The organism is Pseudomonas anuradhapurensis (genome assembly GCF_014269225.2).
GTDB classification, from domain to species: domain Bacteria; phylum Pseudomonadota; class Gammaproteobacteria; order Pseudomonadales; family Pseudomonadaceae; genus Aquipseudomonas; species Aquipseudomonas anuradhapurensis.
Map to the genome: position 1 here is coordinate 4,210,263 of NZ_CP077097.1, position 26,261 is coordinate 4,236,523.

A 26,261-nucleotide genomic window follows, 5' to 3' on the forward strand; every position below is an offset into this window, starting at 1 on the left:
AATCAACTGCGATCGTAGGCCATGTGCACCGATTTCAAATACGCGTAGAGCTCTTGTAGCGCGACCGTGGCAACCTTCAGGTCCATGCTCGCGCTGAACTTCGAAGTTTGAGCATGGCATTCCTGCTCGACTTTGCGCAGTTCCGCCAGCCACTCATTGCGCCGCGGCTCGATAGCGCACAAAGCCGTCATGGCCTCCAGTTCCATCTGTGAAACCTGTTGCATGTGCAGCGCTTGCTGCTGATCCGCGAGCGCTACATCGATTTTTGCATCGAGCCTGATCCGGGCTGCACTCAGGTCGCTGAAGGTTTTTGCCCCCTGCAACGCATCGGCGTGTTTGCCAAGCTTCTGCGTTACCAGCTTTACCAGCCCGGCGTCGATCTTGGGGTCCGAAATCAAACCGAGGATCTGGTCGATTTCCTCTTCGCTCGGTATCTGGCCTTTCAGCACAGTGGCAAGGGAGGGTTTATCGAACACCTCGATCGCCTGCACGATGTCTGCCTTCTGTTGCCGGAGTTGCGTCAGCCGCTGGCTGAACATCATTGCCTGTTGCTGCTTGCTGGTGACTTGGCGTTGCAACTCTGGTAGCGCCTCCTCGAACGACGACAACGGGAACAGCTCCAGCCGCTGGTTTTGCCTGGTCAATTCCGCACAAAGCTGGGACAAGCGGCTCAGCACGCTGGAAAGCCTGTAATGGGTATCTGCGCCTTGCTGGCTCGGGATGAAGTCACGGTCTTCCAATAATACGATCGCGCCAATCAGGACTTCGTTGAAAGAGCGTTCGACGGCCAGCATCAATGTACGAAGCTGGCCAAGTTGTTCACGCGCACCTGCGAGCACTTTCATATCCCAGGTTTCTATTAGCTGGAATATTTCCTCCTGCACTTTCTGCATTTTTATAAAATCTGGGGTGAGTGCATCAGCATTGATAACATCCATGTCAGGCTTCCCCATACTCTTCAACCAGTTCATCGAACAGTTCCGACAACCTATGGCAAATATTTCCTATTTTGCCCCATGGCTTGATAACTTCGGCAAAATCATGAACAAACGTATCAAGCTGATGGATCGAACTCAGCTCTTTGGCTTCGTTCACCGAACTACTGGCATAGGACGCCAGGAACAGCCAGACGTCCGCCAAACGCCTGGTCGCGGACGACAGGTCCTTGCATCTGAATTGCAAATCCCTGACCAGCGTCGAGACACGCTCGTAGTCCTCCAGCGCAGGAACCATTTTGCCGATAAGGCATGCCAGCTCCTCGCGTTTTTCGATCAGTTGATTCTTTTCGGCACGGATTGTTTCCGCCTTGCTGCCAAACACGCCACCGGTGATGACCAGTCCGATCGGGCCTAGCACCAAGCCGGTGAATGCATAGCCTACATACGCGTCATATTCGCCTTGCAGCTGGTCGATCTGTTCATCCCACAGGTCGATCTGCTTGCGTTTTTCCAGCACGACGTCATCGGAAATCTTCTCCGAGAAGTGTTTCAACAGCCGCCCCATGCGCGGCTTGAGTTCGCGCTTGATTTCAGCGTTGAACCAGTGGGCACGCCTGTCGACATCTTCAATTCGGCGTTGAGTAGCTTCGATTTCCCTGACCAGGCCGCTGATGCCGGGCGTCAGGATAGTGGCGATCTGTGCTTGCTCGTCGTGGCTGAGTTCAAGCGCATAGGGATCCTCGCCCTGCTCGTCCTTGCGGTCCCGCAATGCCAAAAAGACTTCACTGCGTTCAAGACTCTCCAACAAGGCATGGCCACGCTCCACCAGGCTTTCGGCAAACAGCTCGATTTCAGGCCCTAGTTGCTTGATGCTGCGTTCCAGCTTGTCCCACTCATCCACATGCCTGTGCAACGCTTCGTAAAGGGCATGCACCAGTGAGGCATCCAGGCCCAGCGTCTCGTAATCCGCTTCCTCCCTGACCTGATCCAAGGTGCGCGGCAACAGGTTCACGGTATTGGCATATCGTTTTATGACCTTCAGGTTTTCCGCTGTCAGCAAGCTGCCGACTTGCTGGCCGGCACCCGCTCTGCTTTCAAGAAACTGGAAATAGCGCTCCGGCAACTTTTTTACTTTGGCAACCAGATCCATTTCATCTATGGAAGGTTGTTCCATCCGAGTTTCTATATTCATCAGACCCTCATTACGCTAGTTTAAGACTTGCAAGTTGAAATTACCCTGCCAGTGTCGGAGCTTATTGAAGCCAACTCATTAGCCGAGATAATCTGATGCTGTGGGAAAGTTCACTGACTTCGGCATAGCGGCGCTGCCGATGAAGCGCTGCCATAGCAAGAATCGCCGCCTTTGGCTAAAATGCGCCTCCGTTTCACCCGTATCGAGCCCGCCGTGAGCAAACAACCCGACCGCCTTTTCGCCCAGCGCCTGGAGCAAGTGCCTGACTTCGTCTTCAATGAGGACGTGGTGCGGGTTTTCCCGGACATGATCAAGCGCTCGGTGCCGGGCTACCCGACCATTGTCGAGAACCTCGGCGTGCTGGCCGCGCGCTTCGCCCAGCCGCACAGCGCCCTGTACGACCTGGGCGCATCGCTGGGTGCGGTCACCCAGTCATTGCGGCGCCATGTGCGCAGCGACGGCTGCCGGGTGATTGCCGTGGACAATTCCGCCGCCATGGTCGAACGCTGCCGCCAGTACCTCACCGCCCAGGACTCGATGTTCCAGGAGCTGCTGCCGGTGCAAGTGCTGGAAGCCGATATCCTGGCCCTGCCGTTCGAGCCCGCCTCGGTGGTGGCGATGAACTTCACCCTGCAGTTCATCGCCCCCGACCAGCGCCTGGAATTGCTGGGCCGTATCCGCCAGGCGCTGCTACCGGGCGGCGCGCTGATCCTCTCGGAGAAGCTGCGCTTCGCCGATGAGCAAGAACAGGACCTGCTGAATGAACTGCACCTGGACTTCAAACGGGCCAATGGCTACAGCGAACTGGAAATCGCCCAGAAGCGCAGCGCCATTGAAAACGTGATGCGCCCCGATACCCTCGAAGCCCATCAACAACGTCTGCGCGCCGCCGGCTTCTCGAAAGTCGTGCCGTGGTTCCAGTGCCTTAACTTCGCCTCGCTGATAGCCCTGCCATGATCGATCTGTCCCCCCTCGTCCGCCGCCTGGCGGGCACGCCCCTGGCTTCCTGGTCGCAAGGCCTGCAAGCACAACTGGAAGCCAAGCTGGAAAAGGGCCACGGTGACCTCGACCGCTGGCGCGGTGCACTCGATGCCTTGCCCACCTTGCAGCCAAGTGAAATCGACCTGGTCAATGGGCTGCGCCTGGACTGCGAGTGCGACGACGCGACCCGCGCGCAGATGCGCCAGGCGCTGATGGGCCTGTCGCCGTGGCGCAAGGGGCCGTTCGACCTGTTCGGCGTGCATGTGGATACCGAATGGCGTTCCGACTGGAAATGGTCCCGGGTCAGCCCACACCTGGACCTCAAGGGCAAGCGCGTGCTCGACGTAGGCTGCGGCAATGGCTACTACCAGTGGCGCATGCTCGGTGCCGGCGCCGACATGGTCATTGGCGTCGACCCCAACTGGCTGTTCTTCTGCCAGTTCCAGGCCGTGCAGCAATACCTGCCGGAGTTACCCGCCTGGCACCTGCCGTTCGCCCTGGAAGACCTGCCGGCCAACCTCGAAGGCTTCGACACAGTGTTCTCGATGGGTGTGTTCTACCATCGTCGTTCACCCATCGAACACTTGCTGGCGCTCAAGGACTGCCTGGTCAAGGGCGGTGAACTGGTGCTGGAAACCCTGGTGATCGAGGGCGACGAAAACCAGGTGCTGGTACCGGAAGACCGCTACGCGCAGATGCGCAACGTCTGGTTCCTGCCGTCGGTCCCCGCCCTGGAGCGCTGGCTGCGCCGCGCCGGTTTCAACGATGTCCGTTGCGTCGATGTCAGCGTGACCAGCATCGAGGAACAGCGCAGCACCGAGTGGATGCGCTATCAGTCCCTCAGCGACTTCCTCGACCCGAACGACCACGGCAAGACCATCGAAGGGCTGTCAGCCCCGCGCCGCGCCACCCTGTTGGCGCGTAAATAAAAAAGGCGCCTGGTTGGGCGCCTGAATATACCTGCGACGAGGAGCTTTCACGTCGCGGGTGCCTTTGCTTCAGTCCTTGGCCAGTTCGCGGGCCTTTTCCTGCGCCTTGCGCTCGCGCTCGGCAACAGCCTGCTGCTTGTCATCGTGCAGGCGTTGCTGGTCTTCGCGAAATGCTTGCCAGAGTTGCATGGAGCGCTCCGCACCACCTTCGGCGTAAACACTCGCACTGCCCAGGGCAAGAATGGCCACCAGCAGATATTTGGTCAGGTTCATCGTGTTTGCCTCGTGATAACCGATCAGACGCGCCCATCCTAGCGAGGGCTGGCTAACGGCAAGGTGAGGCTGAGATTACAGTCTTGCAATCTGGCCTTGCGACACCGCCTGTTCGCGGCTGACTCCCGCTTCAGGGGTGACACTGCAAGAGCGGGTATACGGCGAAAAGGCCGGAACAGACAGCCAGATAACAGCAGAATTACAAATCCGTCATCTGCGCCGCATGCCCTTGCTCATGCCGTAACATCCTGTCGCTTGACCCTGATGTCACTACAGGGTCGACAATCGCCCCCTTTATCCAACCGAGCCCGCTCATGCGCCTACTGATCATCGAGGACGAACTACGTACCGCCGACTATCTGCAACAAGGCCTGCGCGAGAACGGTTACATTGTCGACTGCGCCCACACCGGCACCGACGGCCTGCACCTGGCCCGCCAGCAGCCCTACGACCTGGTCATCCTCGACGTCAACCTGCCCGAACTCGATGGCTGGACCGTGTTGCAGCGGCTGCGTGCCGAATCGGCCACGCGCATCATGATGCTCACGGCTCATGGCCGCCTGGCAGACCGGGTCAAGGGCCTGGACCTGGGCGCTGACGACTACCTGCTCAAACCCTTCGAATTCCCTGAACTGCTGGCGCGCATTCGCAGCCTGCTACGGCGCAACGACCAGCAACTGCAGCCCAGCACCCTGCGCGTCGCCGACCTGGAGCTGGACCCCGGTCGCCACCGCGCCTACCGCGCCGGACAGCGTATCGACCTGACTGCCAAGGAATTCGCCCTGCTGCACCTGCTGATGCGCCAGACCGGCGAGGTGCTTTCGCGCACCCAGATTATCTCACTGGTATGGGACATGAACTTCGATTGCGACACCAACGTGGTCGAGGTTTCCATCCGCCGCCTGCGAGCGAAGATCGACGACCCGTTCGACAACAAGCTGATCCACACCCTGCGCGGTGTCGGCTACGTGCTCGAGGCACGCTTTTGAACAACGCCAGCCTGTCATTGCGCCTGGGCCTGGGCGTGACACTGATGGGCGCCGCGCTGGTGTTGCTGCTGGCCTGCCTGGCCGTGTTCGCGCTGGATCACGAGCTGGACAGCCGCGCACGCAAGGACCTGGCGCGCAAGATGCTGCAGGTCGAGCACAATTTGCGCGTCGACCTGCGCAGCGAAGACCTGGGTGCGCGCGCCCATCCGCTGCTCGACTTGGTGATGGGGCACGATAACCTCAGCCTCAACGTACTGGCCATCGAAGGGCGCCACCCGCACCTGCTGAGCCTCGGCCCGGCCCTGGAATCACGCATCGGCGAGCTGGGTACCGGCACCCGCCTGGCCTTCCACACCTGGCGCGACAGCAACGGCAACCAGCTGCTCACCGTGACTCGCCTGATGCGCCTGCGTGACGACACCCCGGTCAAGGTGATGATGACGCTCAACCGTGCCGACGATAACGCCCTGCTGCAAGCCTACCTGCAGTCCACCTTGTTCGCGTTGCCGCTGCTGTTGCTGCTGATCGGCGCGGGTGCCTGGTGGCTCATGCAGCGTGGCCTGAAGCCGTTGCGACACTTTCGGCGCATTGCCGGGCAAGTGTCGGCCCAGGACCTGCAACATCGCCTGCCTGCCAGCGGCCTGCCGCTGGAACTGGCGGAGCTGGCCGGCAGCATCAACGTGATGCTCGACCGTCTCGATCAGGGCGTGAGCCAGCTGTCGCAGTTTTCCGACGACCTGGCCCATGAACTGCGCACACCGATAGGCAATCTGATGGGCAAGGCGCAAGTGACCCTGGCGCGTGAACGGGACAACGCCAATTACCGCGAAGTGCTGGAAGACAGCATTGAAGAGCTGACCCGGCTCAACCGCATCATCAACGACATGCTGTTTCTCGCCCAGGTCAGCGAGCCCCAGGCCCAGGTTCCGCTCAAGCCCATGGCCCTGGCCGACGAAACAGTGCGGGTAGTCGAACTGTTCGCCTTCAGCGCCGAGTTGAAAGAGGTTGAATTGCGCGTCCAGGGCTGGGGCACGGCGATGGCGGATCGGCTGATGTTTCAACGGGCATTGTCGAACCTGTTGAGCAATGCCATTCGCCATTGCCCTGATGGCACGTCCGTGGAACTGCGCATCGAGCGGCTGGATAGTGAAGTTCGGCTGTCAGTGGAGAACCAGGGGCCTGGCATTACCGCAGAACACCTGCCGCGCCTGTTCGAGCGGTTCTACCGGGTGGGCTCGGGGCGCTCGCGGCTGGAAGGCGGAACAGGACTGGGGCTGGCGATCGTGAAGTCGATCATGCAGCTGCATGGCGGGCGGGTCGAGGTCAGCACCAGCCCCATGGGGCCTACCCGCTTTACCCTGGTGTTTCCTGCCGAATGATCGGCTGGCCGTGCTGGCCTCTTCGCCGGCTTGCCGACGAAGAGGCCGCTACAGCCTACCCGAGGATCAGCGCGAAGCCGCCACAATCAGCGCCTTCATCTCGGCGACCGCAGCCTTGAAACCGACGAACAGGGCGTGCGCTACCAGCGCATGGCCGATATTCAGTTCATTGATACCCTTGATCGCCGCTACTGCCTCGACATTGTGGTAATGCAGCCCGTGGCCGGCATTGACGATCAGCCCCTGGCCCAAGCCAAACGCCACGCCATCGACAATACGCTTGAGCTCTTCGGCCACTTCGGTCGGGGTCTGGGCGTCGGCGTAACGCCCGGTGTGCAGCTCGATGGCTGGCGCCCCCACTCGGCGCGAGGCCTCGATCTGCCGCTCGTCGGCATCGATGAACAGCGACACTTCGGCACCGGTACGCGCCAGGCGCTCTACCGCCGCCTTGATCCGCGCCTCCTGGCCCGCCACGTCCAGGCCACCTTCGGTGGTCAGCTCCTGGCGGGTTTCGGGTACCAGGCAGATATGTGCCGGGCGAATATTCTCGGCAAAGGCCATCATCTCTTCGGTGACGCCCATCTCGAAATTCATGCACGTCTGCAACACATCCTTGAGCAGCAGCACATCACGCTCCTGGATATGCCGGCGGTCTTCACGCAGGTGTACGGTGATGCCATCGGCGCCTGCTTCTTCGGCATCCAGCGCAGCCTTGACCGGATCAGGGTAACGCGTGCCCCGGGCCTGGCGCAGGGTCGCCACGTGGTCGATGTTAACGCCGAGAAGCATGCGGTTGCTGTGAGTCACGAAAGGCTCTCCTGAAGATTGAGCCCCACAGCATACGTCGTGATCAGCGCTTGCGAAACAGTTCGCGGCTGACCAGTGGTTTTGCCCCCAGGTGAACCGCCAGTGCCTGGCGCATCAGGCGCTTGGCGGCGAGCAAGGCACCTGGGGCATCCCAGTCGGCTTCGGCCAGGGCCAGCAGTTCGGTGCCGCGGAACAGCCCGGGTTGCACCAGCTCGACCCGCTCCAGGCCGGCGTCCACACGCAAGCGGTACAGGCCATCGACCGCGATCGCTTGGTCATTGACGTCGTGGTGCAACGAAAACGCGTAACCGAGCTCGTCCAGCAGCCGCCATTCGAAGGAGCGCAGCAGCGGCTCCAGCGGGCGACCGGCGGCCAAGGCTTGCAAGGTCAGGGTGTAGTGCTCGAACAGCGCCGGGAAAGGCGCTTCGGCGGGCAGCAGGCGCATGAGCAGTTCGTTGAGGTACAACCCGCTGAACAGGGCATCGCCATGCAGCCAGGCGGCGATGCCAGCGCTGTCCATGCGCCCGACATTCTTCAGCTCGCCACGCCCGCGCAGCTCCAGTTCCAGCGGCACGAACGGCCGCACCAGGCTGCCGCCCTTGCCGCGCGCCCGGCGCAACACAGCGCGCATGCGGCCCTGCGGGGTGAAGAAGTCCACCAGCGCACTGGTTTCCTTGTAGGCACGGCTGTGCAGTACGTAGGCTGGCTGGCCGACAGGTTGTTCCATGAATGATCACTCGCCCCGAGGGTTGCACTGGCCCATGTAGGAGCGGCCTTGCGTCGCGAAAGGGGCGCGCAGCGGCCCCCCAGATCCCGACTGTTGCATAGATTCTGGGGGCTGCCATGCAGCCCTCTCGCGACACAAGGCCGCTCCTACAGGGAACTATGCGCGGCCTACAGGTCGCCGTAGCCCAGCGAGCGCAGGGCGCGCTCGTCATCGGACCAGCCGCCTTTCACCTTGACCCACAGGTTGAGCATGACCTTGGAGTCGAACAGCACCTCCATGTCCTTGCGCGCCTCGGAGCCGATGCGCTTGATGCGCTCGCCCTTGTCGCCAATGATGATCTTCTTCTGGCCATCGCGCTCGACCAGGATCAGCGCGTGGATGTGCAGCACGTGGCCCTGCTGCTTGAATTCTTCAATTTCCACGGTGATCTGGTACGGCAATTCCGCACCCAGCTGGCGCATGATCTTTTCGCGCACCAGTTCGGCGGCCAGGAAGCGGCTGCTGCGGTCGGTGATCTGATCTTCGGGGAAGAAGTGCTCGTTCTCGGGCAGGTGCTTGGCGATCTGTGCTTCCAGCGCCTGCAGGTTGTGCCCCTGCTGCGCGGAGATAGGCATCACTTCGGCGTTCGGCAACTGCTCCTGGAGCCATTGCAGGTGCGGGATCAGTTCGGCCTTCTCTTCCATGCGGTCGGTCTTGTTGACCGCGATGATCAGTGGGCCAGTCACGTACTGCACGCGCTCCAGCACCAGTTGGTCCTCGTCGGTCCATTTGGTGCGGTCGACCACGAAGATCACCACGTCGACGTCCTTCAGGGCCGCCGAGGCATTGCGGTTCATGTAGCGGTTCAAGGCCTTGTCATTGGCCTTGTGCATACCGGGGGTATCGACGTAGATCGCCTGCACGTCACCCTCGGTCTTGATGCCGAGCATGTTGTGGCGGGTGGTCTGCGGCTTGCGCGAGGTGATCGCCAGCTTCTGGCCGAGGATGTGGTTGAGCAGGGTCGACTTGCCCACGTTCGGGCGGCCGACAATGGCCACGTAGCCGCAGCGGGTCGGGTTGCTATCAGTCATTGCCATTCTCCACGCCCAGGGCGATCAGTGCAGACGCGGCGGCGACTTGCTCGGCGATACGCCGGCTAACGCCCTGGCCACGGCTCTTGTTGTTCAGCAGCACCACTTCGCATTCGACGAAGAAGGTCCGGCAGTGCGGTTCGCCCTGGATATCCACCACTTCGTAACGCGGCAGCTCACAGCTGCGCGACTGCAGGAACTCCTGCAGGCGGGTTTTCGGGTCCTTGTTGGTATCGACCAGGGTCAGGCCTTCGAATTCATCGGCCAGCCAGGCCAGCACGCGCTCCCGGGCCGTTTCCATGTCGGCGTCCAGGTAGATGGCGCCAATCAGCGCCTCCAGGGCGTCGGCCAGGATCGACTCGCGGCGGAAACCACCGCTCTTGAGCTCACCCGAGCCCAGGCGCAGGTGATCGCCCAGGTCGAAACCACGGGCCAGGCGGGCCAGGGTCTCACCCTTGACCAGCCGCGCGCGCAGGCGCGACAGCTGGCCTTCGCGGGCCTGCGGAAAGCGCTCGAACAGCGCTTCGCCGGCGACGAAGTTGAGAATGGCGTCACCGAGAAACTCCAGGCGCTCATTGTTGCGCCCGGCGTAGCTGCGATGGGTCAGTGCCAGGAGCATCTGGTCCTGGTTCTTGAAGGTATAACCGAGCTTTCGCTCCAGACGGGCAAGGGGAGCACTCATGCAGCCACCCGTTCGTTGTTCAACGCGTTGTTCAAATCAACATCCTGAAAGACTGTTTGGCTGTGGCCCGCCGCGATGTGCGACGAATCTCCCGATCCCTGAGAACACAGCCTATGTCAGAAATGCATTCGGCGCTGCCTGCAGGCCAGCGCCGATGGGTATCAATGGATCAGACCGACCCGCGACAGGTTGGGCAGGTGGCTGAGCTTGGGCTCTGGCCAGCTCATCCACACCGCGAAGGCCTTGCCGACGATGTTCCGGTCGGGAACCATGCCGTGCAGTTCCTTCGGGATGTTCGGGTCATCCCAGTAACGGCTGTCGTTGGAGTTGTCGCGGTTGTCGCCCATCATGAAGTAATGGCCTGCCGGCACGGTCCATTGCTGGTCCGGCGGCATGCGATAACGGCTCATTTCCTTGCGAATCAGGTGTTCGGCCTCGCCGAGCTTTTCCTTGTACAACTCGGCGCTGCCCAAAGTGCCCGGCTCGGTGCCCACCAGTTGTTCGGCAATCGGCTGGCCGTTGACGAACAACCGCTTGTCGCTGGTGTAGCGCACCTGGTCGCCCGGCAGGCCGACCACACGCTTGATGTAGTTGACGTTCGGGTCGCTAGGGTAGCGGAACACCATCACATCACCGCGTTGCGGGTCACCCACCTCGATGACCTTCTTGTCGATCACCGGCAGGCGAATGCCGTACGAGAACTTGTTCACCAGGATGAAGTCGCCCACTTCCAGGGTCGGTTTCATCGACCCCGAAGGGATCTGGAACGGCTCGACCAGGAACGAACGCAGCACCAGCACGATGAACAGCACCGGGAAGAACGACTTGCCGTACTCGACCAGCAACGGCTCCTTGCCCAGGCGCTCGACCACCGCCATCTCGGGCTGGCTGACGCTGCCCTGGTAGTTGGCGATTGCCGCACGCCGGCGCGGGGCCAGGAACAGCAGGTCGATCAAGCCCAGCAGGCCGCAGACGAAGACGGCGATGACTAGCAACAGCGGGAAATTTAGCGACATAGGACCTAGCTATCCAACCTGAGCACGGCGAGGAAGGCTTCCTGTGGAATTTCCACGTTACCCACCTGTTTCATGCGTTTCTTACCGGCCTTCTGCTTCTCCAGCAGCTTCTTCTTACGGCTGACGTCGCCACCGTAGCACTTGGCCAGTACGTTCTTTCTGAGCGCCTTGACGGTTGTCCGCGCAATGATCTGGCCGCCGATAGCTGCCTGGATCGCCACGTCGAACATCTGCCGAGGGATCAGTTCCTTCATCTTTTCGGTCAACGCACGGCCCTTGTAGGCCGCGTTGTCGCGGTGCACGATCAAAGCCAAGGCATCGACCTTGTCGCCGTTGATCAGTACGTCCAGCTTGACCAGATTGGCCGACTGGTAGCGATCGAAATGATAGTCCAGCGAAGCATAGCCGCGGCTGGTGGACTTGAGGCGGTCGAAGAAGTCCAACACCACTTCGTTCATCGGCAGGTCGTAGCGCACCTGCACCTGGCTACCGAGGAACTGCATGTCGCGCTGCACGCCACGCTTCTCGATGCACAGGGTGATGACGTTGCCCAGGTGTTCCTGCGGCACCAGGATGGTGGCGGTGACGATCGGCTCGCGGAAATCGGCGACCGCCGAGACGTCCGGCAGCTTCGACGGGTTGTCGACGGTGATGGTCTCGCCGGTTTTCAGTTCCAGCTCATAGATCACGCTTGGCGCGGTGGTGATCAGGTCCAGGTCGTATTCGCGCTCGAGGCGCTCCTGGATGATCTCCATGTGCAGCATGCCGAGGAAGCCGCAACGGAAGCCGAAGCCCAGTGCATCGGAGCTTTCCGGCATGTATTGCAGCGAAGAGTCGTTCAGGGTCAGCTTCTGCAGGGCATCGCGGAAGTCTTCGAAGTCGTCGGAGCTGACCGGGAACAGGCCGGCGTAGACCTGCGGCTGGATTTTCTTGAAGCCTGGCAGCACTTCGACTTCAGGGGTCGAGGACAAGGTCAGGGTGTCACCAACCGGGGCACCGTGGATGTCCTTGATGCTGGCGATGATGAAGCCCACTTCGCCGGCCTTCAGGTCGGCGGTCTGGGTGTGCTTCGGGGTAAACACGCCCACGCTGTCGACCAGGTGCACCTTGCCGGTGGACTTGACCAGGATCTTGTCGCCTTTCTTGACGCGGCCATGGCGCACGCGCACCAGCGAGACCACGCCCAGGTAATTGTCGAACCAGGAGTCGATGATCAGCGCCTGCAGCGGCGCCTCGATATCGCCTTCCGGCGCGGGGATGGTCTGCACCAGGCGCTCGAGCACCTCGTCCACGCCCATGCCGCTCTTGGCACTGCAGGCCACGGCGTCGGTGGCGTCGATACCGATGATCTTCTCGATCTCCTCCTTGACGCGGTCCGGGTCAGCCTGGGGCAGGTCCATCTTGTTCAGCACCGGCATGACTTCCAGGCCCTGCTCGATGGCGGTGTAGCAGTTGGCCACGGACTGGGCCTCGACGCCCTGGCCGGCGTCAACCACCAGCAGCGCCCCCTCACAGGCCGCCAGCGAGCGCGAAACTTCGTAGGTGAAGTCGACGTGGCCGGGGGTATCGATGAAGTTCAGCTGGTAGACCTTGCCGTCCTGCGCCTTGTAGTTGAGCGTGACGCTGTGGGCCTTGATGGTAATACCGCGCTCGCGCTCCAGGTCCATGGAATCGAGCACCTGGGCTTCCATTTCGCGTGCCGACAGGCCACCGCACATCTGGATGAAACGGTCGGCCAGCGTCGACTTGCCATGGTCGATGTGGGCGATGATGGAGAAATTGCGGATATGACTCAAATCACTCACGGGTCAACACTCGAAAAGGCTGCGAGCCGGACGCCCGCCGAAAAATAGCCGGCAATTGTACCTTAAGCCGCTGGGATATGGGAGATTCCTCTGTCCGACTGTACACAGCATTTGCGCCCTGCACTTGTGAACACTCATGAAAAAGGGCAGCCAAAGCTGCCCTTTCGCCGTAGCCAGGCTGCTTATTCAGCCAGCTTGAAGGTAATGAAGCTCGCACGGCCCTGACGCAGCACACGCATCGACACCGAACGGTTCTTCGGCAGCTCCTTGGCAATTTCGGTGAATTCCTTGGCCGAGCCGATGGCCTGGTTGTTCAGGTGGCTGATGATGTCACCTGGACGCAGGCCGATCATTGCAGCCGGGCCATCCTGGACTTCCTTGATCACCACACCGCCTTTCAGCTCCAGGGATTTCTTCTGCTCGGCGGTCAGGTCGGCCACCGATACACCCAGGCGGTTGCTGCTGCGCTCGGCACTGCCTTCGACACCGGTAGCGATCTCAGCATCGTCGTCGGGCAACGCACCAACACTGATGTCAAGGGTCTGGCGCTTGCCGTTGCGGATGATCTCCAGCTTGGCCTTTTCGCCATCCTTGAGGCTGCCCACCAGGTGCGGCAGGTCTGCCGACATGATGATTGGCTGGCCGTTCATGCTCAGGATCACGTCACCGACCTGCAGGCCGCCCTTGGCCGCCGGGCCGTTTTCCAGCACCTGGGCTACCAGGGCGCCAGCCGGTTTGTCCAGGCCGAACGACTCAGCCAGGTCCTTGTTGACCTCCTGGATCACCACACCCAGCCAGCCACGACTGACCTTGCCGTCTTTCTTCAGCTGGTTGGAAACATCGATCGCCACATCGATCGGAATGGCGAACGACAGGCCCATGAACCCACCGGAACGGGTGAAGATCTGCGAGTTGATACCCACTACCTCGCCGTTCATGTTGAACAGCGGGCCACCGGAGTTGCCCGGGTTGATGGCCACGTCGGTCTGGATGAACGGCACATAGGTGTCGTTGGGCAGGGTACGGCCCTTGGCACTGACGATACCTTTGGTCACCGAGTGGTCGAAGCCGAACGGCGAACCGATGGCCAGCACCCACTCGCCCACTTTCAGCTTCTCGGAATCCCCCAGCTTCACGGTTGGCAGGTTCTTGCCCTCGACCTTGAGCAGGGCCACGTCGGTGCGTGGGTCGGTGCCGACCAGCTTGGCCTGCAGCTCGCTGCGGTCCGACAGGCGGACGATGATCTCGTCGGCATCGGCCACCACGTGGTTGTTGGTCAGCACGTAGCCATCGCTGGAAATGATGAAGCCCGAACCCAGCGATTGAGCCTCGCGCTGGCGGTCACCGCGCGGCGAGCGTGGCTGCTGCGGCATGTTGCGCTCGAAGAACTCGCGGAACATCGGCGGCAGGCCTTCCAGGTCAGGCATCTCACCGGCGGCCATGCGGCGGTCCGGCAGCTTCTGCTTGGTACTGATGTTGACCACGGCTGGCGAGGCCTGCTCGACCAGGGTGGTGAAGTCCGGCAGGGCTTCCTCGGCCTGGGCGGTGAGCACCTGGCCGAGCATCAGCACGGCGGCGAACATCGATAGGTAGGATTTCAAGCGTGGTATTGACATACGGCTCCCGTCACAACGAGCGGTAGTTTAGAAAGGCCCTGCCCAAAGCAGGAAAGGCCAGGCTCCAAGAAGCCTGACCTATAGAAAATTTGCCGAAGGATTGCAAATGACAATGCTTTAATTTCATTTCAGGCGCCTGTCCGCTCGCCTTGGCACAGCCGACATGCCTGCCCGGCAAGGCGCGCAATCACTGGCGCGCCTGGGCGTCCTGGGGGCGCATGGACAGCGCCACGCGCTCCGCGGTCCCCAGCGGAATTTCGCCGACCACGGTGACCATCACCTTGCCCTTGGGCGTGTTCAGCCGCCGCGATACCGCCGAGGTCGGGCCAAGCTGGGTGCGCATGTCGGTCCCACCGTCATCGCTTACCGGCTCCAGAAACACCGAGAAACGCGCCAGGCCATCGTCATACATCAGGCTGCTGACCACACCACCTTGCTTCGGATCACGGCGCACCGAACTGTTGACCAGCTCGAACCCTGGCGGCAACCAGTCCGAACGCCAGCCGGCAACCTTGTCATTGGCCACGGCAGCCACACGCTGCACGGGCTTGCAGGCAGCACTGGCGCGCAGGTCCTCATCGCTGGGCACGGCGGTATCGAGACGGGTCATCTGGAAGCGTTCGAGCAACTGCCCCTTGTCGTTGATCATCAACGAGCGCAGCGGCAGCCCGGTGGCGCGGTCCAGATGCATTTCGAAGGCATAGCGGTGCTGGTCACGCGGGTTGAGCGTCACGATCACGGCATCGCGCCCGGCGACACGCGACTTGCCCGCCACGCTCAAATCGTACCAACCCATCAGTTTCAGTGGATCAAGCACACGCTGGGCAGCGTCCGCAGGCGGCGTCACACCGTTGGCCAAAGCCCCGCTGACGCACTCTACCTTGCCATCCACGCGCACGATTTCCTGGGCCGCGCCATCGAGCTGCAGGAGCCGCTCGCTGACCTTGCCATTCTCAACCTTGTGCCAGATCTCGTGGGAGGAGAAGCTGCCGTTACGTTCGTAGACAAAAGAGCCTTGGTAGCTCTGCTTTTGCTCGGCCTGTGCCAGCTTGTTCAACCACTCGCCTGCTTCGGGCGATGAGTTGGCCGCCAATGCTGGCACCGTCATGCAGCTGCCAATCAGCAGCGACAGGAGAGGTAGCGCGCGCATGATCCTCCTTACTTAACGGTTTTCCAGGCTTGCGGCGCGGGCATACGGCAATGCGGTTTCAGTGCCCTTGAGCGCGGATTCCTGGGCATGCTGGCGCAGATAGCCCGGCAGACGCTGATCCCAGCCGGCCTGGTTCTGCAGCACGCCGTTGGCCATCGGCCCGGTCGGTTGCTCACTGCTCTCACTATAGCCTGCCAAAACGGCCGGGCCCTGTGCTTGTGGCACGGTCACGCCTTGCTGGGCAGGTTGCTGGGCTGCGAGCTCGGCGCCAGTGATCTCGTCCTGGTTGTACATGCGTACACCGGCCAGCACCGCGACGGTAACCGAGGCAGCCACCGCCAGGCGGCCAATGCTGCGCCATGGGCCCTTCTTGACCTTGGCCGGCACGGCTTCGTCAGCCAGTGCTGCAGAAACCGCCGCCGCAATATCCAGGTTCGGCAGCAGCAGCTCCTTGTGCATGGCTGCACGGGCGACCTGGTAGCGCGACCAGGTGGCACGGGTTTCAGTATCGTCGACGGCATTCAATACCCGACGCAGTTCAAGCTCGTCCGCTTCGTTATCCATTACCGCGGACAGCGATTCCTGCAAAGCTTCACGACTCATGGCGGTTCCTCTCTTGGCTGTCGCCGCTGTCTCAGGTTTCCTGCAGCAAAGGTTGCAGGGCTTTGTCTATGGCCTCCCGAGCGCGGAAGATTCGAGAGCGCACGGTACCCACCGGACATTGCATGACACTGGCAATGTCTTCGTAACTCAGTCCATCGAACTCGCGCAGCGTCAGGGCCGTGCGCAGGTCTTCCGGCAGTTGCTGGATGGTGCGATGGACAGTGCCTTCGATTTCATCCCGCAACAACGAGCGCTCTGGGGACTCGAGATCCTTGAGACCATGATCGCCGTCGTAAAACTCCGCATCCTCGGAGCTCACATCGCTGTCTGGTGGCCGTCTTCCACGGGACACCAGGTAGTTCTTCGCCGTGTTGATGGCGATGCGGTAAAGCCACGTATAGAACGCGCTGTCGCCGCGGAAATTGCCAAGCGCACGGTAGGCCTTGATGAAGGCTTCCTGTGCTACATCCTGGGCCTCGTGGGTATCGTGAACGAACCGCACGATCAACCCGAGAATCTTGTGCTGATACTTCAGCACCAACAGATCGAACGCTCGCCTGTCGCCGCGTTGAACACGCTCGACAAGCTGCTGATCCTCTTCCTGGGTTAGCATGAACACTCCTCAGTGAACTCGAAGGAGCGTTGCAGCAGCCATCGATCAGGCTTGCAACCATAGACTCGGGCTTTGCGCAAAAGTTCTCCCCTCCAAGCAAGTTTCCTGCAGCCCTTGGTCGGCTTGCACGAAAGACGCTGCACGGTCACGGCCGGCTACGTCGATAATCAGGTTTCGAGTACGCAGGGACAGCCTGGACAGGCCTGCCGCCCTGCGTCGCCGCGGTAAATTGTGGCGTACGGGCAGCCTTCATAGGATTTCCAGCGTTATCGGAAAGTTCCCACAAGGTTGTCGCCACCAGGCAAGTGGCATGGAAATTGGCCACCTTGGGCTGCTATAAAGGCAACCCGGCCAGCCTTAACGATAGTTTCACAATGCCATCGGCGCGTGACTATTGTGCCGCGCCCCTTCCGAAGAATACTAGTGTCCCGACATGAGCCAACAATTCCAACATGATGTCCTGGTGATCGGCAGCGGTGCCGCCGGTCTCAGCCTGGCACTGAACCTGCCCAGCCACCTGCGCGTCGCCGTGCTCAGCAAGGGCGACCTGGCCAACGGCTCGACCTTCTGGGCCCAGGGCGGTGTAGCAGCGGTGCTGGACAATAGCGATACCGTGCAGTCGCATGTCGAGGACACCCTCAACGCTGGCGGTGGCCTGTGCCATGAAGAGGCGGTGCGCTTTACCGTCGAGCACAGCCGGGAAGCCATCGAATGGCTTATTGAACAAGGCGTGCCGTTTACCCGCGATGAACACTACAGCGTCGACGATGGTGGCTTCGAATTCCACCTGACCCGCGAAGGCGGCCACAGCCACCGGCGCATCATCCATGCTGCCGACGCCACCGGTGCCGCCATCTTCACCACGCTGCTGGCCCAGGCCCGCCTGCGCCCGAATATCCAGTTGCTGGAGCAGCGCGTGGCGATCGACCTGATCACCGAACGGCGCCTGGGCCTGCCTGGCGAGCGCTGCCTGGGTGCCTACGTACTCGACCGCAACACCGGCGAAGTGGACACCTTCGGCGCGCGCTTCACCGTGCTGGCCACCGGCGGCGCAGCCAAGGTCTACCTGTATACCAGCAACCCCGATGGTGCCTGCGGCGACGGCATCGCCATGGCTTGGCGCGCCGGTTGCCGGGTGGCGAACCTGGAATTCAACCAGTTCCACCCGACCTGCCTGTACCACCCGCAAGCCAAGAGTTTCCTGATCACCGAAGCCCTGCGCGGTGAAGGCGCCCTGCTGCGCCTGCCCAACGGCGAGCGCTTCATGCCGCGCTTCGACCCACGCGAAGAGCTGGCCCCGCGTGACATCGTGGCCCGCGCCATCGACCATGAAATGAAGCGCCTGGGTGTGGATTGCGTCTACCTGGACATCACCCACAAGCCGGCCGAGTTCATCAAGAGCCACTTCCCCACCGTCTATGAGCGCTGCCTGGCGTTTGGCATCGACATCACCCGCCAGCCGATCCCGGTGGTACCGGCGGCGCACTATACCTGTGGCGGGGTGATGGTGGACGACCGCGGCCACACCGATGTGCCAGGGCTGTATGCCATCGGCGAAACCAGCTTTACCGGCCTGCATGGCGCCAACCGCATGGCCAGCAATTCGCTGCTGGAGTGCTTTGTCTATGGCCGCGCTGCCGCAGCCGACATCCAGGCCTGCCTGGATGAAGTGGTCATGCCCAAGGCCCTGCCCGGCTGGGACGCCAGCCAGGTCACCGACTCGGATGAAGACGTGATCATCGCGCACAACTGGGATGAACTGCGGCGCTTCATGTGGGACTACGTCGGCATCGTGCGCACCAGCAAGCGCCTGCAGCGGGCCCAGCACCGCATTCGTTTGCTGTTGGACGAAATCGATGAGTTCTACAGCAACTACAAGGTCAGCCGCGACCTTATTGAACTGCGCAATCTGGCGCAGGTGGCCGAGCTGATGATCCGCTCGGCCATGCAGCGCAAGGAAAGCCGCGGGCTGCATTACACGCTGGACTACCCGGGGATGCTCGCCGAGGCCAGGGACACCATCCTCAGCCCGATTTGAATCGGCGTCGCGGCCTTCGCGGGCACGCCCGCTCCCACAGAGATCCCGCTGCCTTGCAGCCTTGCGCAGTACCTGTGGGAGCGGGCAAGCCCGCGAAGAAGCCAACTCGGTATGGCTTTATGCCCGGCTCACCCCTGCCCACCTGCGCCGGCTGAACTTCAACCGCACCCGCAAGCGCCGGTGCTCATCGGCCCCCAGCGCATCCCGCGGCACACACTGGCTCTCCCCCACCCATCGCCCCGCCCGCTCGAAACGCAACACCACCAGCGCCGGCAACGCCACGCTGTCGCGGCACAAGCGCACCGGCTGCCAGCCGAGGGCACGGCTGAACACGTGCCAGCCGCGCGCATCACGGCGCAGGCCAGTCACGGCATGCTCATGGGTCAGCAGAATACGTCGGGGGATGGCCCAGCCAGCGTGGGCGATACAGGTGGCGGCAACGGCAAGGGCCTGCCAGCCGGACAGCGGGCTCGCCCCTATGGCGAGCCACGCCAGCACCTGGCACACCAGGTAGGCCGTCAGCAGCCGGCGCGAGCCGTGCCAGCGGCACTCGAAACACTCACTTGGGCTGGACACGGTCCAGGATGATGCGGACCATGCGCTGCAGCTCCGGGTCTTCGGACTCGGTGCGCTCCATGAACCAGCCGAACATGTCCTGATCTTCGCAGCTCAGCAGTCGCACGTAGAGTTCGCGGTCAGCCTGGTTGAGCGTGGGATAGACTTCCTGGGTGAAAGGTACCAGCAGGACGTCCAGTTCCAGCATGCCGCGGCGGCTGTGCCAGAAAAGCCGGTTGAGTTCAGTTTGTTCGACCATGGGGCCCTCCTCGAATGGCCCGCCAGTATACAGCCAGGCGAGCGAAGCGACACCGGGCGTTGGTCTAGTCACCTACCTATTTTGTTACCGGCGTTCTATGATGGCCGCCAGTCTTTAAGCCACCGCGATGACCCATGGCCGATTCCGCTTTCTTCTGCCCCCTGTCCCACGAGGGCATCCTCGCCGTCCGCGGCTCCGATGCAGGCAAGTTCCTGCAGGGCCAGCTGACCTGCAACATCAACTACCTCAGCCAGGAACACGCCAGCCTCGGCGCCCGCTGCATGGTCAAGGGGCGCATGCAGTCAAGCTTCCGCATCCTGCCCGAAGGCAACGGCTACCTGCTGGCCATGGCCAGCGATCTGCTCGACGCACAGCTGGCCGATCTGAAGAAATACGCCGTGTTCTCCAAGGCCACGCTGGCCGATGAAAGCGCCGCATGGGCACGTTTCGGTGTGCAGGCTGGCGCTACGGCCTTGCAGGCGCTGGGGCTCGACGTGCCCGCAGCCGCCGGCAGCACCGTCCGGCATGCAGGCCTGATCGCGATCGCTGTTTCGGCAGGCCGCGTGGAGTTGTGGGCGCCCGCCGATGACGCCGGCAGGGTACGCCAGGCCCTGGCCGCCGCCCTGCCGGAAGGCAGCCTCAACGACTGGCTGTTGGGCCAGGTGCGTGCCGGTATCGGCCAGGTCATGGGGCCGACCCGTGAGCTGTTCATTCCGCAGATGATCAACCTGCAGGCCGTCGACGGCGTAAGCTTCAAGAAGGGCTGCTACACCGGGCAGGAAATCGTCGCCCGCATGCAGTACCTGGGCAAGCTCAAGCGCCGCCAGTACCGCCTGGCCCTGGACCAACAGGCCATTCCGGCTCCGGGTGAGGAGATTTTCTCGCCTACCCATGGCTCGTCGGTCGGTGAAGTGGTCCTGGCTGCCAGCACCGGCAGCGGCTGCGAGCTGCTCGCGGTACTCAGTGCCGAAGCGGTGGCCGACGACAACCTGCACCTGGGCAGCCTCGGCGGCCCGCGCCTGCAGGTACTGAGCCTGCCCTATGAACTGGACCGCGACCGGGAAATCCAGCGCTGACCAGCCTGCCCCGCCCTTGTGGCGGGGCCGCACCACCACTGCGGTAGACACGCCCATGAACAAGCTGGCCGAGATGGTTCAAGCACAATTGCTCGAGGCCATCGAAAAGGATGACCTGGTCCTGCCGACCCTGCCCGAGGTTGCCCTGAGCATCCGCGAGGCAGCGGAAGACAGCGAAATCAGCGTAGCGGCCCTGAGCAAGGTGATCGGTCGCGATGCGGCGCTTTCGGCGCGCCTGATCAAGGTCGTCAACAGCCCGCTGCTACGCGCGGCGATCGAAGTCACCGACCTGCACACCGCCATCACGCGGCTGGGTATCAACTACAGCTGCAACCTGGCCATTGGCCTGGTCATCGAGCAGATCTTTCACGCCCGCGCGCCGGCGGTTGAACAGAAGCTACGCGATATCTGGGCCAACAGCCTGGATGTGGCAGGCATCAGCTACGAAATCTGCCGACGCTTTACCCAGCTCAAGCCCGACCAGGCCACCCTCGGCGGGCTGGTCCACCAGATTGGCGCGCTGCCGGTACTGATCTATGCCGAAGAGCACAATGAGCTGCTGTCCGACCCGGTGTGCCTGCATTACGTGATCGAACACATCCAGCCGGTGCTGGGCGACAAGATTCTCAAGGCGTGGGAGTTTCCGGAACAACTGGTCAACCTGCCAAGCCAGGTGCAAGACCTGGACCGGCAGACCGACAGCATCGACTATATCGACATCGTGCAAATCGCCCGCTGCATCAGCCAGCGCGGGCGCCATCGGCCATTGGCGGCGCTGCCCGCCTACCGCCATCTGGGCTTGCCGTTCGGCACCGAGCTGGAAGTGGATGAACTGATCGATGCGCGGAGCATGTTGCGCTGACCGGCGTCGGCCAGTGCCGGCTTCTTCACGGCCAAGCCCGCGAAAGGGCCGGCACAGGCACCTCATCAATCAGCGATGAAACTCACCCGCACCCGCAGGCCGCCCTTGGCGCCATCATGCAGGCTCACCTGGGCCAGGTGCGCCCGGCAGATTTCGCCCACAATGGCCAACCCGAGCCCGCTGCCCTGCGCACTGCGCCGATAGAAGCGCTCGAACACCCGCTCACGCTCGGCCTCGGGGATCCCCGGCCCGTCGTCCTCTACCTCCAGCACGGCGGGCGTCAGCACCCGCAAGATCACGTTGCCGCCCGCTGGCGTATGGGCCAGAGCGTTGTCCACCAGGTTGCTCAACAGCTCGTTGAGCAGCGTCGGTTCACCCTTGAGCCATACTGGTGCTTCGGCTTCCAGGGCCAGCGCCACCCCGCGTTTGTGTGCCAGCGGAGCCATGGCCATGCCCAGTTCGCGCGCCAACTGGCTCAGGTCAAGGCGCTGCGCGCCGCCTTCGGCAATCGCCCGCGCGCCATTCTCGACCCGCGCCAGTGACAACAACTGGTTGGCCAGGTGGGTCAGGCGATCGGTGCCCTGCGCGGCAGATTCCAAGGTCTGCCGCCATACCTGCGGCTCGGACGAGCGCAAGCCCAGCTCGACCCGGGCCTTGAGCGCAGCCAGCGGCGTACGCAACTCGTGGGCAGCGTCGGCAATGAATTGCGCCTGCCGCTCGAACTGGCCGCGCAAGCGTTCGGTGAAGTGGTTCAAGGCCCGTACCAGCGGGCCCAGCTCATGTTGCACCTGCACCACCGGCAAAGCCCGCAGGTCGTCCGGCTGGCGCTCCTCCACCGCCGTACGCAAGCGCTCCAGTGGCCGTAACGCGGCGCTCACGGCAAACCACACCAGTACCAGCGCACCCAGCGCCAGCATGCCCAGGCGTAGCAGGGTATCGGCCATCAAGCCACGGGCCATGCGCACCCGGGCTTCCTCGGTCTCGGCCACGCGGATTTCCGCCATGCCGTTCATGTTGGGTTCGCTCACCGGCTTCAACAGGCTCACCACACGCACGTCCTGGCCCAGGTAGCTGGCGTTGTAGAACCGCGCCAGTGCCGGGTAGTCATCGGTACGCGGCGTGCCCGGTGGCGGCGGCGGCAAATTCTCGTAGCCGGAGATCAGCCGCTGCTGGATGTCCAGTACCTGGTAATAGATGCGACCGGCGCTGTCGTAGGCGAAGGTGTCCAGGGCCACGTAAGGCACGTCGGCACTGAGCGAACCGTCGCGTTGGGACAGGCCTGCGGCAATGGTCCGCGCCGAGGCCAGCAAGGTGCGGTCATAAGCCGTGTCGGCAGCTTCGCGGCCATTCCAGTAGGCGCTCAGGCCGCTGGCCAGCATCAGCACCACCAGCAGCAAGGCCAGGTTGCCGAGCAAGCGCCCGCGCAGGCTGCCGTTGTCACGCATCGCGGTGCTCGAGCAAGTAGCCCAGGCCGCGGAAGGTGACGATGGCAACCGGGTGACCGTCGAGCTTCTTGCGCAGCCGGTGGATATAGATCTCGATGGCGTCAGGGCTGGCCTCTTCATCCAGGCCGAACACCTGGGCAGCCAGTTGCTCCTTGCTCATCACCCGGCCCGGGCGGGCGATCAACGCTTCCAGCACACTCTGTTCGCGCGAGGTCAGGGTGAGGTTGTCGTTACCCAGGGTAAAGCGTCGGGTGTCCAGGTCGTATACCAGCGGCCCACAGCGTTGCTGGCGCTCGCCACCGAGCACGCTGCGGCGCAACAAGGCCTTGACCCGGGCTTCCAGCTCGGTCAGTTCGAACGGCTTGGCGAGGTAGTCGTCTGCGCCAAGGTTCAGGCCGTGGACGCGGTCCTTGACGTCGCTGCGCGCAGTCAGCATCAGCACCGGCAAGGTCTTGCCACGCCCACGCAGGCGCGCCAGCACCTCGAAGCCGTCCATCCGCGGCAAGCCGACATCCAGCACGGCCACGGCGTATTCCTCGCTGGCCAGGGCCAGGTCGGCGGCCACGCCATCATGCAGCACGTCCACGGTCAGGCCATGGCTCTTCAAGGCCTGGGCCACGCTTTCGGCCAGTTGCAGGTGGTCTTCGACCAGCAGCACACGCATCGGATTCTCCCTGCTCGGGTGGGGCGGTGGCGCGGAGTGTACCGCTGTCGGCAGGCCTGTGAAGCCCCTGTCGACAAACCTTTCACGCTGAAAGGTTAGCGAAAGGTTGATTACCTAGCATCGCACCACGGTCGCCCTTCGCGCCGAAAAAGCACCAGCAAGGTGCAACGAATAAGAACAATAATCGGAGCCATCAGTGATGCTGTCATTGCAGCCGCAGGCGTTCACGCCTACCCGTTCCTTTGCCGCACGCCCTTCCGCCATCGCCAGCGCCCTTGCGCTTGCCGGTGTCGCCCCGATGAGCCAGGCCGCTTTCTTCGAAGACAGCACGGCCACCTTCGAAACCCGCAACATGTACTTCAACCGCGACTTCCGCGACGGCACCAGCGCACAGCAATCCAAGCGCGACGAATGGGCCCAGGGCTTCATCCTCAACTTCGAGTCCGGCTATACCGACGGCACCGTAGGCTTCGGCCTGGATGCGCTGGGCATGCTCGGCATCAAGCTCGACTCCAGCCCCGACCGCACCGATACCGGCCTGCTGCCCACCCATGATGACGGCAAGGCTGCCGACGAGTATTCCAAGCTGGGCCTGACCGGCAAGGTGAAGGTGTCACAGAGCGAACTCAAGATCGGTACCCTGATCCCGGAATTGCCGACCCTGCAGCCCAACGACGGGCGCATCCTGCCGCAAACCTTCGAAGGCGGCCTGCTCACCTCGAAGGAGATCAAGGGCCTGACCTTCACCGGCGGCCGCCTGGACAAGGCCAAGGACCGCAACGACACCAACTGGGAAGACTTGGCCCTGAACAACAAGAACGGGCGCTTCGGCGGCTCGTTCAGCGCCGACAACCTGGACCTGGCCGGCCTCGATTACCAGTTCACCGATCGCATCACCGGCAGCTACCACTTTGCCCAGCTGGACGACATCTATCGCCAGCACTTCATCGGCATGCTCGCCACCCAGCCGTGGGGCCCGGGCACCTTCGGCGCCGACCTGCGCCTGGCCGTGAGCGACGACGCCGGTGCTGCCAAGGCCGGCAACATCGACAACACCACCATCAACGGCATGCTCAGCTATGCCCTGGGCGGGCACAAGGTCAGTGCCGCCTGGCAGCAGCTGTCCGGTGACAGCGCCTTCCCTTACGTCGATGGCGCCGACCCGTACCTGGTCAACTTCGTCCAGATCAACGACTTTGCCAACGCCGACGAGCGTTCCTGGCAGGCGCGCTACGACTACAACTTCGCCGCGCTCGGCGTGCCCGGCCTGACCTTCATGACCCGCTACATCAGCGGCGACAATGTCAGCCGCGCCGCCGGTGGCGAGGGCAAGGAATGGGAACGCGATACCGAAATGAAGTACGTGGTGCAAAGCGGCCCGTTGAAAAACGTTGCCGTACGCCTGCGCAACGCCACCTTCCGCTCCAATTTTGCCCGTGATGCCGATGAAGTCAGGCTGCTGGTGAGCTACAGCGTGGCGCTGTGGTAATCCGATCGCACTAACCCAACAGCGGTAAACCGATAACAACAACGCTTACGGAGATGAACGATGACTTTTTCCCTGCGCCGCCTCGTCCTCGCTACCGGCTGCCTGCTGCTGGCCGGCAACGCCCTCGCTGGCGAACCGAAACGCCCTGAATGCATCGCCCCCGCCTCGCCCGGCGGCGGCTTCGACCTGACCTGTAAACTGGTGCAAAGCGCCCTGGTGCAGGAAAAGATCCTCAGCAAGCCGATGCGCGTCACCTACATGCCAGGCGGTGTCGGCGCGGTGGCCTACAACGCGGTGGTCGCCCAACGGCCGGCTGATGCCGGGACCCTGGTGGCCTGGTCCAGCGGCTCGTTGCTGAACCTGGCCCAAGGCAAGTTCGGCCGTTTTGACGAAAACGCGGTGAAATGGCTGGCCGCCGTCGGTACCAGCTACGGCGCCATCGCGGTGAAGAGCGACTCGCCCTACAAGACCCTCGACGACCTGGTCGCGGCGCTGAAGAAAGACCCGAGCAAGGTGGTGATCGGCTCGGGCGGTACCGTTGGCAGCCAGGACTGGATGCAGACCGCGTTGATCGCCAAGGCGGCGGGTATCAACCCGCGTGACCTGCGCTACGTGGCCCTGGAAGGTGGTGGCGAAATCGCCACGGCACTGCTGGGCGGGCACATTCAGGTGGGTTCGACCGACATCTCCGACTCCATGCCACACATCCAGAGCGGCAATATGCGCATCCTCGCGGTGTTCTCGGAAAACCGCCTGGACGAGCCCGAGATGAAAGACATTCCCACCGCCAGGGAACAGGGCTACGACATCGTCTGGCCAGTGGTACGCGGCTTCTACCTGGGGCCAAAGGTGAGCGACGAAGACTACGCCTGGTGGAAGCAGTCGTTCGACAAGATGCTGGCCTCGGAAGACTTCGCCAAGCTGCGTGACCAGCGCGAGCTGTTCCCGTTCGCCATGACCGGCGAAGAGCTGGACGGCTATGTGAAGAAGCAGGTGGCTGACTACAAGACCCTGGCCCGGGAATTCGGCCTGATCCAGTAAAGCCAACGCCGCTCGCTCTTTGTAGGAGCGGCCTTGTGTCGCGAAAGGGCTGCAAGGCAGCC

26 protein-coding genes are annotated in these 26,261 nt (G+C 62.6%); 9 read left to right on the plus strand and 17 right to left on the minus strand.

Going from position 1 to position 26,261, the window contains the following annotated elements; all coding sequences use genetic code 11:
* Positions 1 to 2: 2 nt before the first annotated feature.
* Together HU763_RS19265 and HU763_RS19270 are read right to left on the minus strand one after the other, a co-directional pair.
* The gene (locus HU763_RS19265) at positions 3 to 938 is read right to left on the minus strand and encodes an alpha-xenorhabdolysin family binary toxin subunit B (protein ID WP_186685158.1); all 936 of its coding nucleotides are present in this window, start codon (positions 936 to 938) and stop codon (positions 3 to 5) included.
* A 1-nt stretch (position 939) separates the two neighbouring features.
* Positions 940 to 2,130, minus strand: coding sequence for an alpha-xenorhabdolysin family binary toxin subunit A (locus HU763_RS19270; protein ID WP_186685160.1), 1,191 nt, complete (start codon positions 2,128 to 2,130; stop codon positions 940 to 942).
* A gap of 213 nt (positions 2,131 to 2,343) precedes the next feature.
* Between HU763_RS19270 and cmoA the strand changes: the two genes are divergently transcribed.
* Both cmoA and cmoB read left to right on the plus strand, forming a co-directional pair.
* Complete coding sequence (gene cmoA, locus HU763_RS19275) at positions 2,344 to 3,087, plus strand: carboxy-S-adenosyl-L-methionine synthase CmoA (protein ID WP_186685162.1); 744 nt, start codon at positions 2,344 to 2,346, stop codon at positions 3,085 to 3,087.
* Entirely contained in the window at positions 3,084 to 4,040 is a 957-nt protein-coding gene (gene cmoB / locus HU763_RS19280) for a tRNA 5-methoxyuridine(34)/uridine 5-oxyacetic acid(34) synthase CmoB (protein ID WP_186685164.1), read from the plus strand. Before cmoA ends, cmoB begins: the two co-directional genes overlap by 4 nt.
* Before the next feature lie 69 nt (positions 4,041 to 4,109).
* Here the strand turns inward: cmoB and HU763_RS19285 are convergent, their stop codons facing one another.
* Complete coding sequence (locus tag HU763_RS19285) at positions 4,110 to 4,313, minus strand: hypothetical protein (RefSeq protein ID WP_186685166.1); 204 nt, start codon at positions 4,311 to 4,313, stop codon at positions 4,110 to 4,112.
* Positions 4,314 to 4,627: 314 nt separating this feature from the next.
* On the opposite strand from HU763_RS19285, the gene HU763_RS19290 reads away from it, so the two are divergent.
* Together HU763_RS19290 and HU763_RS19295 are read left to right on the plus strand one after the other, a co-directional pair.
* Complete coding sequence (locus HU763_RS19290; RefSeq protein WP_186685168.1) at positions 4,628 to 5,302, plus strand: heavy metal response regulator transcription factor; 675 nt, start codon at positions 4,628 to 4,630, stop codon at positions 5,300 to 5,302.
* Complete coding sequence (locus HU763_RS19295) at positions 5,299 to 6,681, plus strand: heavy metal sensor histidine kinase (RefSeq protein ID WP_186685170.1); 1,383 nt, start codon at positions 5,299 to 5,301, stop codon at positions 6,679 to 6,681. The genes HU763_RS19290 and HU763_RS19295 overlap by 4 nt, the downstream gene beginning before the upstream one ends.
* A gap of 66 nt (positions 6,682 to 6,747) precedes the next feature.
* On the opposite strand, the gene pdxJ is transcribed toward HU763_RS19295, so the two are convergent.
* From pdxJ to rpoE, 10 genes are all read right to left on the minus strand, one after another.
* Positions 6,748 to 7,470, minus strand: a complete 723-nt coding sequence (gene pdxJ, locus HU763_RS19300) for a pyridoxine 5'-phosphate synthase (RefSeq protein WP_189665722.1) — start codon at positions 7,468 to 7,470, stop codon at positions 6,748 to 6,750.
* 61 nt (positions 7,471 to 7,531) lie between these two features.
* On the minus strand, positions 7,532 to 8,215 hold the full coding sequence (recO, locus tag HU763_RS19305; RefSeq protein WP_015271594.1) for a DNA repair protein RecO: 684 nt from the start codon (positions 8,213 to 8,215) through the stop codon (positions 7,532 to 7,534).
* Positions 8,216 to 8,382: 167 nt separating this feature from the next.
* A complete protein-coding gene (gene era / locus HU763_RS19310) occupies positions 8,383 to 9,285 on the minus strand; it encodes a GTPase Era (protein WP_015271595.1) in 903 nt (300 codons plus the stop codon).
* Entirely contained in the window at positions 9,278 to 9,967 is a 690-nt protein-coding gene (gene rnc, locus HU763_RS19315; RefSeq protein ID WP_003258487.1) for a ribonuclease III, read from the minus strand. The genes era and rnc overlap by 8 nt, the downstream gene beginning before the upstream one ends.
* A 161-nt stretch (positions 9,968 to 10,128) precedes the next feature.
* A complete protein-coding gene (lepB, locus tag HU763_RS19320; protein WP_003258486.1) occupies positions 10,129 to 10,983 on the minus strand; it encodes a signal peptidase I in 855 nt (284 codons plus the stop codon).
* A 5-nt stretch (positions 10,984 to 10,988) separates the two neighbouring features.
* A complete protein-coding gene (lepA, locus tag HU763_RS19325) occupies positions 10,989 to 12,788 on the minus strand; it encodes a translation elongation factor 4 (RefSeq protein ID WP_186685174.1) in 1,800 nt (599 codons plus the stop codon).
* Between the two features lie 182 nt (positions 12,789 to 12,970).
* Complete coding sequence (locus tag HU763_RS19330; RefSeq protein ID WP_420831060.1) at positions 12,971 to 14,371, minus strand: DegQ family serine endoprotease; 1,401 nt, start codon at positions 14,369 to 14,371, stop codon at positions 12,971 to 12,973.
* Between the two features lie 220 nt (positions 14,372 to 14,591).
* Positions 14,592 to 15,554: a MucB/RseB C-terminal domain-containing protein gene (locus tag HU763_RS19335; RefSeq protein ID WP_186685178.1), complete on the minus strand. Its 963-nt coding sequence runs from the start codon at positions 15,552 to 15,554 to the stop codon at positions 14,592 to 14,594.
* A 12-nt stretch (positions 15,555 to 15,566) separates the two neighbouring features.
* The gene (locus HU763_RS19340) at positions 15,567 to 16,157 is read right to left on the minus strand and encodes a sigma-E factor negative regulatory protein (RefSeq protein ID WP_186685180.1); all 591 of its coding nucleotides are present in this window, start codon (positions 16,155 to 16,157) and stop codon (positions 15,567 to 15,569) included.
* A gap of 31 nt (positions 16,158 to 16,188) precedes the next feature.
* Positions 16,189 to 16,770: an RNA polymerase sigma factor RpoE/AlgU gene (rpoE, locus tag HU763_RS19345; protein WP_003252049.1), complete on the minus strand. Its 582-nt coding sequence runs from the start codon at positions 16,768 to 16,770 to the stop codon at positions 16,189 to 16,191.
* A gap of 433 nt (positions 16,771 to 17,203) precedes the next feature.
* Here rpoE and nadB point away from each other — a divergent pair, with 433 nt between their 5' ends.
* Positions 17,204 to 18,808: an L-aspartate oxidase gene (gene nadB, locus HU763_RS19350; RefSeq protein ID WP_170032065.1), complete on the plus strand. Its 1,605-nt coding sequence runs from the start codon at positions 17,204 to 17,206 to the stop codon at positions 18,806 to 18,808.
* A gap of 117 nt (positions 18,809 to 18,925) precedes the next feature.
* Here nadB and HU763_RS19355 read toward each other — a convergent pair whose 3' ends face one another.
* Positions 18,926 to 19,384 carry a protein YgfX gene (locus HU763_RS19355; protein ID WP_186685182.1) on the minus strand — a complete coding sequence of 153 codons (459 nt, stop codon included), beginning with the start codon at positions 19,382 to 19,384 and terminating at the stop codon, positions 18,926 to 18,928.
* Entirely contained in the window at positions 19,368 to 19,622 is a 255-nt protein-coding gene (locus tag HU763_RS19360; RefSeq protein WP_170032071.1) for an FAD assembly factor SdhE, read from the minus strand. Before HU763_RS19360 ends, HU763_RS19355 begins: the two co-directional genes overlap by 17 nt.
* Positions 19,623 to 19,756: 134 nt before the next feature.
* Between HU763_RS19360 and ygfZ the strand changes: the two genes are divergently transcribed.
* Both ygfZ and HU763_RS19370 read left to right on the plus strand, forming a co-directional pair.
* Positions 19,757 to 20,698 (plus strand): CAF17-like 4Fe-4S cluster assembly/insertion protein YgfZ, encoded by a 942-nt coding sequence (ygfZ, locus tag HU763_RS19365; RefSeq protein WP_186685184.1) that lies wholly within the window; start codon positions 19,757 to 19,759, stop codon positions 20,696 to 20,698.
* Positions 20,699 to 20,753: 55 nt separating this feature from the next.
* Entirely contained in the window at positions 20,754 to 21,560 is an 807-nt protein-coding gene (locus HU763_RS19370; RefSeq protein ID WP_170032077.1) for an HDOD domain-containing protein, read from the plus strand.
* A gap of 65 nt (positions 21,561 to 21,625) precedes the next feature.
* Here HU763_RS19370 and HU763_RS19375 read toward each other — a convergent pair whose 3' ends face one another.
* Both HU763_RS19375 and HU763_RS19380 read right to left on the minus strand, forming a co-directional pair.
* Positions 21,626 to 23,005, minus strand: coding sequence for a sensor histidine kinase (locus tag HU763_RS19375; RefSeq protein WP_186685186.1), 1,380 nt, complete (start codon positions 23,003 to 23,005; stop codon positions 21,626 to 21,628).
* Positions 22,998 to 23,669, minus strand: coding sequence for a response regulator (locus tag HU763_RS19380; protein WP_170032083.1), 672 nt, complete (start codon positions 23,667 to 23,669; stop codon positions 22,998 to 23,000). Before HU763_RS19380 ends, HU763_RS19375 begins: the two co-directional genes overlap by 8 nt.
* Positions 23,670 to 23,868: 199 nt before the next feature.
* Between HU763_RS19380 and HU763_RS19385 the strand changes: the two genes are divergently transcribed.
* Complete coding sequence (locus HU763_RS19385; protein WP_186685187.1) at positions 23,869 to 25,158, plus strand: OprD family porin; 1,290 nt, start codon at positions 23,869 to 23,871, stop codon at positions 25,156 to 25,158.
* A gap of 60 nt (positions 25,159 to 25,218) precedes the next feature.
* Positions 25,219 to 26,199 (plus strand): Bug family tripartite tricarboxylate transporter substrate binding protein, encoded by a 981-nt coding sequence (locus HU763_RS19390; RefSeq protein WP_170032089.1) that lies wholly within the window; start codon positions 25,219 to 25,221, stop codon positions 26,197 to 26,199.
* Positions 26,200 to 26,261: the final 62 nt, after the last annotated feature.

What these genes read in the sequence shown, in the direction of transcription:
- recO (WP_015271594.1), bottom strand. Translation starts at nt 8,215, where the DNA reads ATGGAACAACCTGTCGGCCAGCCAGCCTACGTACTGCACAGCCGTGCC.
- HU763_RS19265 (WP_186685158.1), bottom strand. Translation starts at nt 938, where the DNA reads ATGGATGTTATCAATGCTGATGCACTCACCCCAGATTTTATAAAAATG.
- HU763_RS19270 (WP_186685160.1), bottom strand. Translation starts at nt 2,130, where the DNA reads ATGAATATAGAAACTCGGATGGAACAACCTTCCATAGATGAAATGGAT.
- HU763_RS19290 (WP_186685168.1), top strand. Translation starts at nt 4,628, where the DNA reads ATGCGCCTACTGATCATCGAGGACGAACTACGTACCGCCGACTATCTG.
- era (WP_015271595.1), bottom strand. Translation starts at nt 9,285, where the DNA reads ATGACTGATAGCAACCCGACCCGCTGCGGCTACGTGGCCATTGTCGGC.
- HU763_RS19330 (WP_420831060.1), bottom strand. Translation starts at nt 14,371, where the DNA reads ATGTTCGCCGCCGTGCTGATGCTCGGCCAGGTGCTCACCGCCCAGGCC.
- HU763_RS19385 (WP_186685187.1), top strand. Translation starts at nt 23,869, where the DNA reads ATGCTGTCATTGCAGCCGCAGGCGTTCACGCCTACCCGTTCCTTTGCC.
- HU763_RS19335 (WP_186685178.1), bottom strand. Translation starts at nt 15,554, where the DNA reads ATGCGCGCGCTACCTCTCCTGTCGCTGCTGATTGGCAGCTGCATGACG.
- HU763_RS19285 (WP_186685166.1), bottom strand. Translation starts at nt 4,313, where the DNA reads ATGAACCTGACCAAATATCTGCTGGTGGCCATTCTTGCCCTGGGCAGT.
- rnc (WP_003258487.1), bottom strand. Translation starts at nt 9,967, where the DNA reads ATGAGTGCTCCCCTTGCCCGTCTGGAGCGAAAGCTCGGTTATACCTTC.
- ygfZ (WP_186685184.1), top strand. Translation starts at nt 19,757, where the DNA reads ATGGCCGATTCCGCTTTCTTCTGCCCCCTGTCCCACGAGGGCATCCTC.
- cmoB (WP_186685164.1), top strand. Translation starts at nt 3,084, where the DNA reads ATGATCGATCTGTCCCCCCTCGTCCGCCGCCTGGCGGGCACGCCCCTG.
- pdxJ (WP_189665722.1), bottom strand. Translation starts at nt 7,470, where the DNA reads ATGCTTCTCGGCGTTAACATCGACCACGTGGCGACCCTGCGCCAGGCC.
- HU763_RS19375 (WP_186685186.1), bottom strand. Translation starts at nt 23,005, where the DNA reads ATGCGTGACAACGGCAGCCTGCGCGGGCGCTTGCTCGGCAACCTGGCC.
- rpoE (WP_003252049.1), bottom strand. Translation starts at nt 16,770, where the DNA reads ATGCTAACCCAGGAAGAGGATCAGCAGCTTGTCGAGCGTGTTCAACGC.
- nadB (WP_170032065.1), top strand. Translation starts at nt 17,204, where the DNA reads ATGAGCCAACAATTCCAACATGATGTCCTGGTGATCGGCAGCGGTGCC.
- HU763_RS19380 (WP_170032083.1), bottom strand. Translation starts at nt 23,669, where the DNA reads ATGCGTGTGCTGCTGGTCGAAGACCACCTGCAACTGGCCGAAAGCGTG.
- HU763_RS19360 (WP_170032071.1), bottom strand. Translation starts at nt 19,622, where the DNA reads ATGGTCGAACAAACTGAACTCAACCGGCTTTTCTGGCACAGCCGCCGC.
- HU763_RS19340 (WP_186685180.1), bottom strand. Translation starts at nt 16,157, where the DNA reads ATGAGTCGTGAAGCTTTGCAGGAATCGCTGTCCGCGGTAATGGATAAC.
- HU763_RS19390 (WP_170032089.1), top strand. Translation starts at nt 25,219, where the DNA reads ATGACTTTTTCCCTGCGCCGCCTCGTCCTCGCTACCGGCTGCCTGCTG.
- lepB (WP_003258486.1), bottom strand. Translation starts at nt 10,983, where the DNA reads ATGTCGCTAAATTTCCCGCTGTTGCTAGTCATCGCCGTCTTCGTCTGC.
- HU763_RS19370 (WP_170032077.1), top strand. Translation starts at nt 20,754, where the DNA reads ATGAACAAGCTGGCCGAGATGGTTCAAGCACAATTGCTCGAGGCCATC.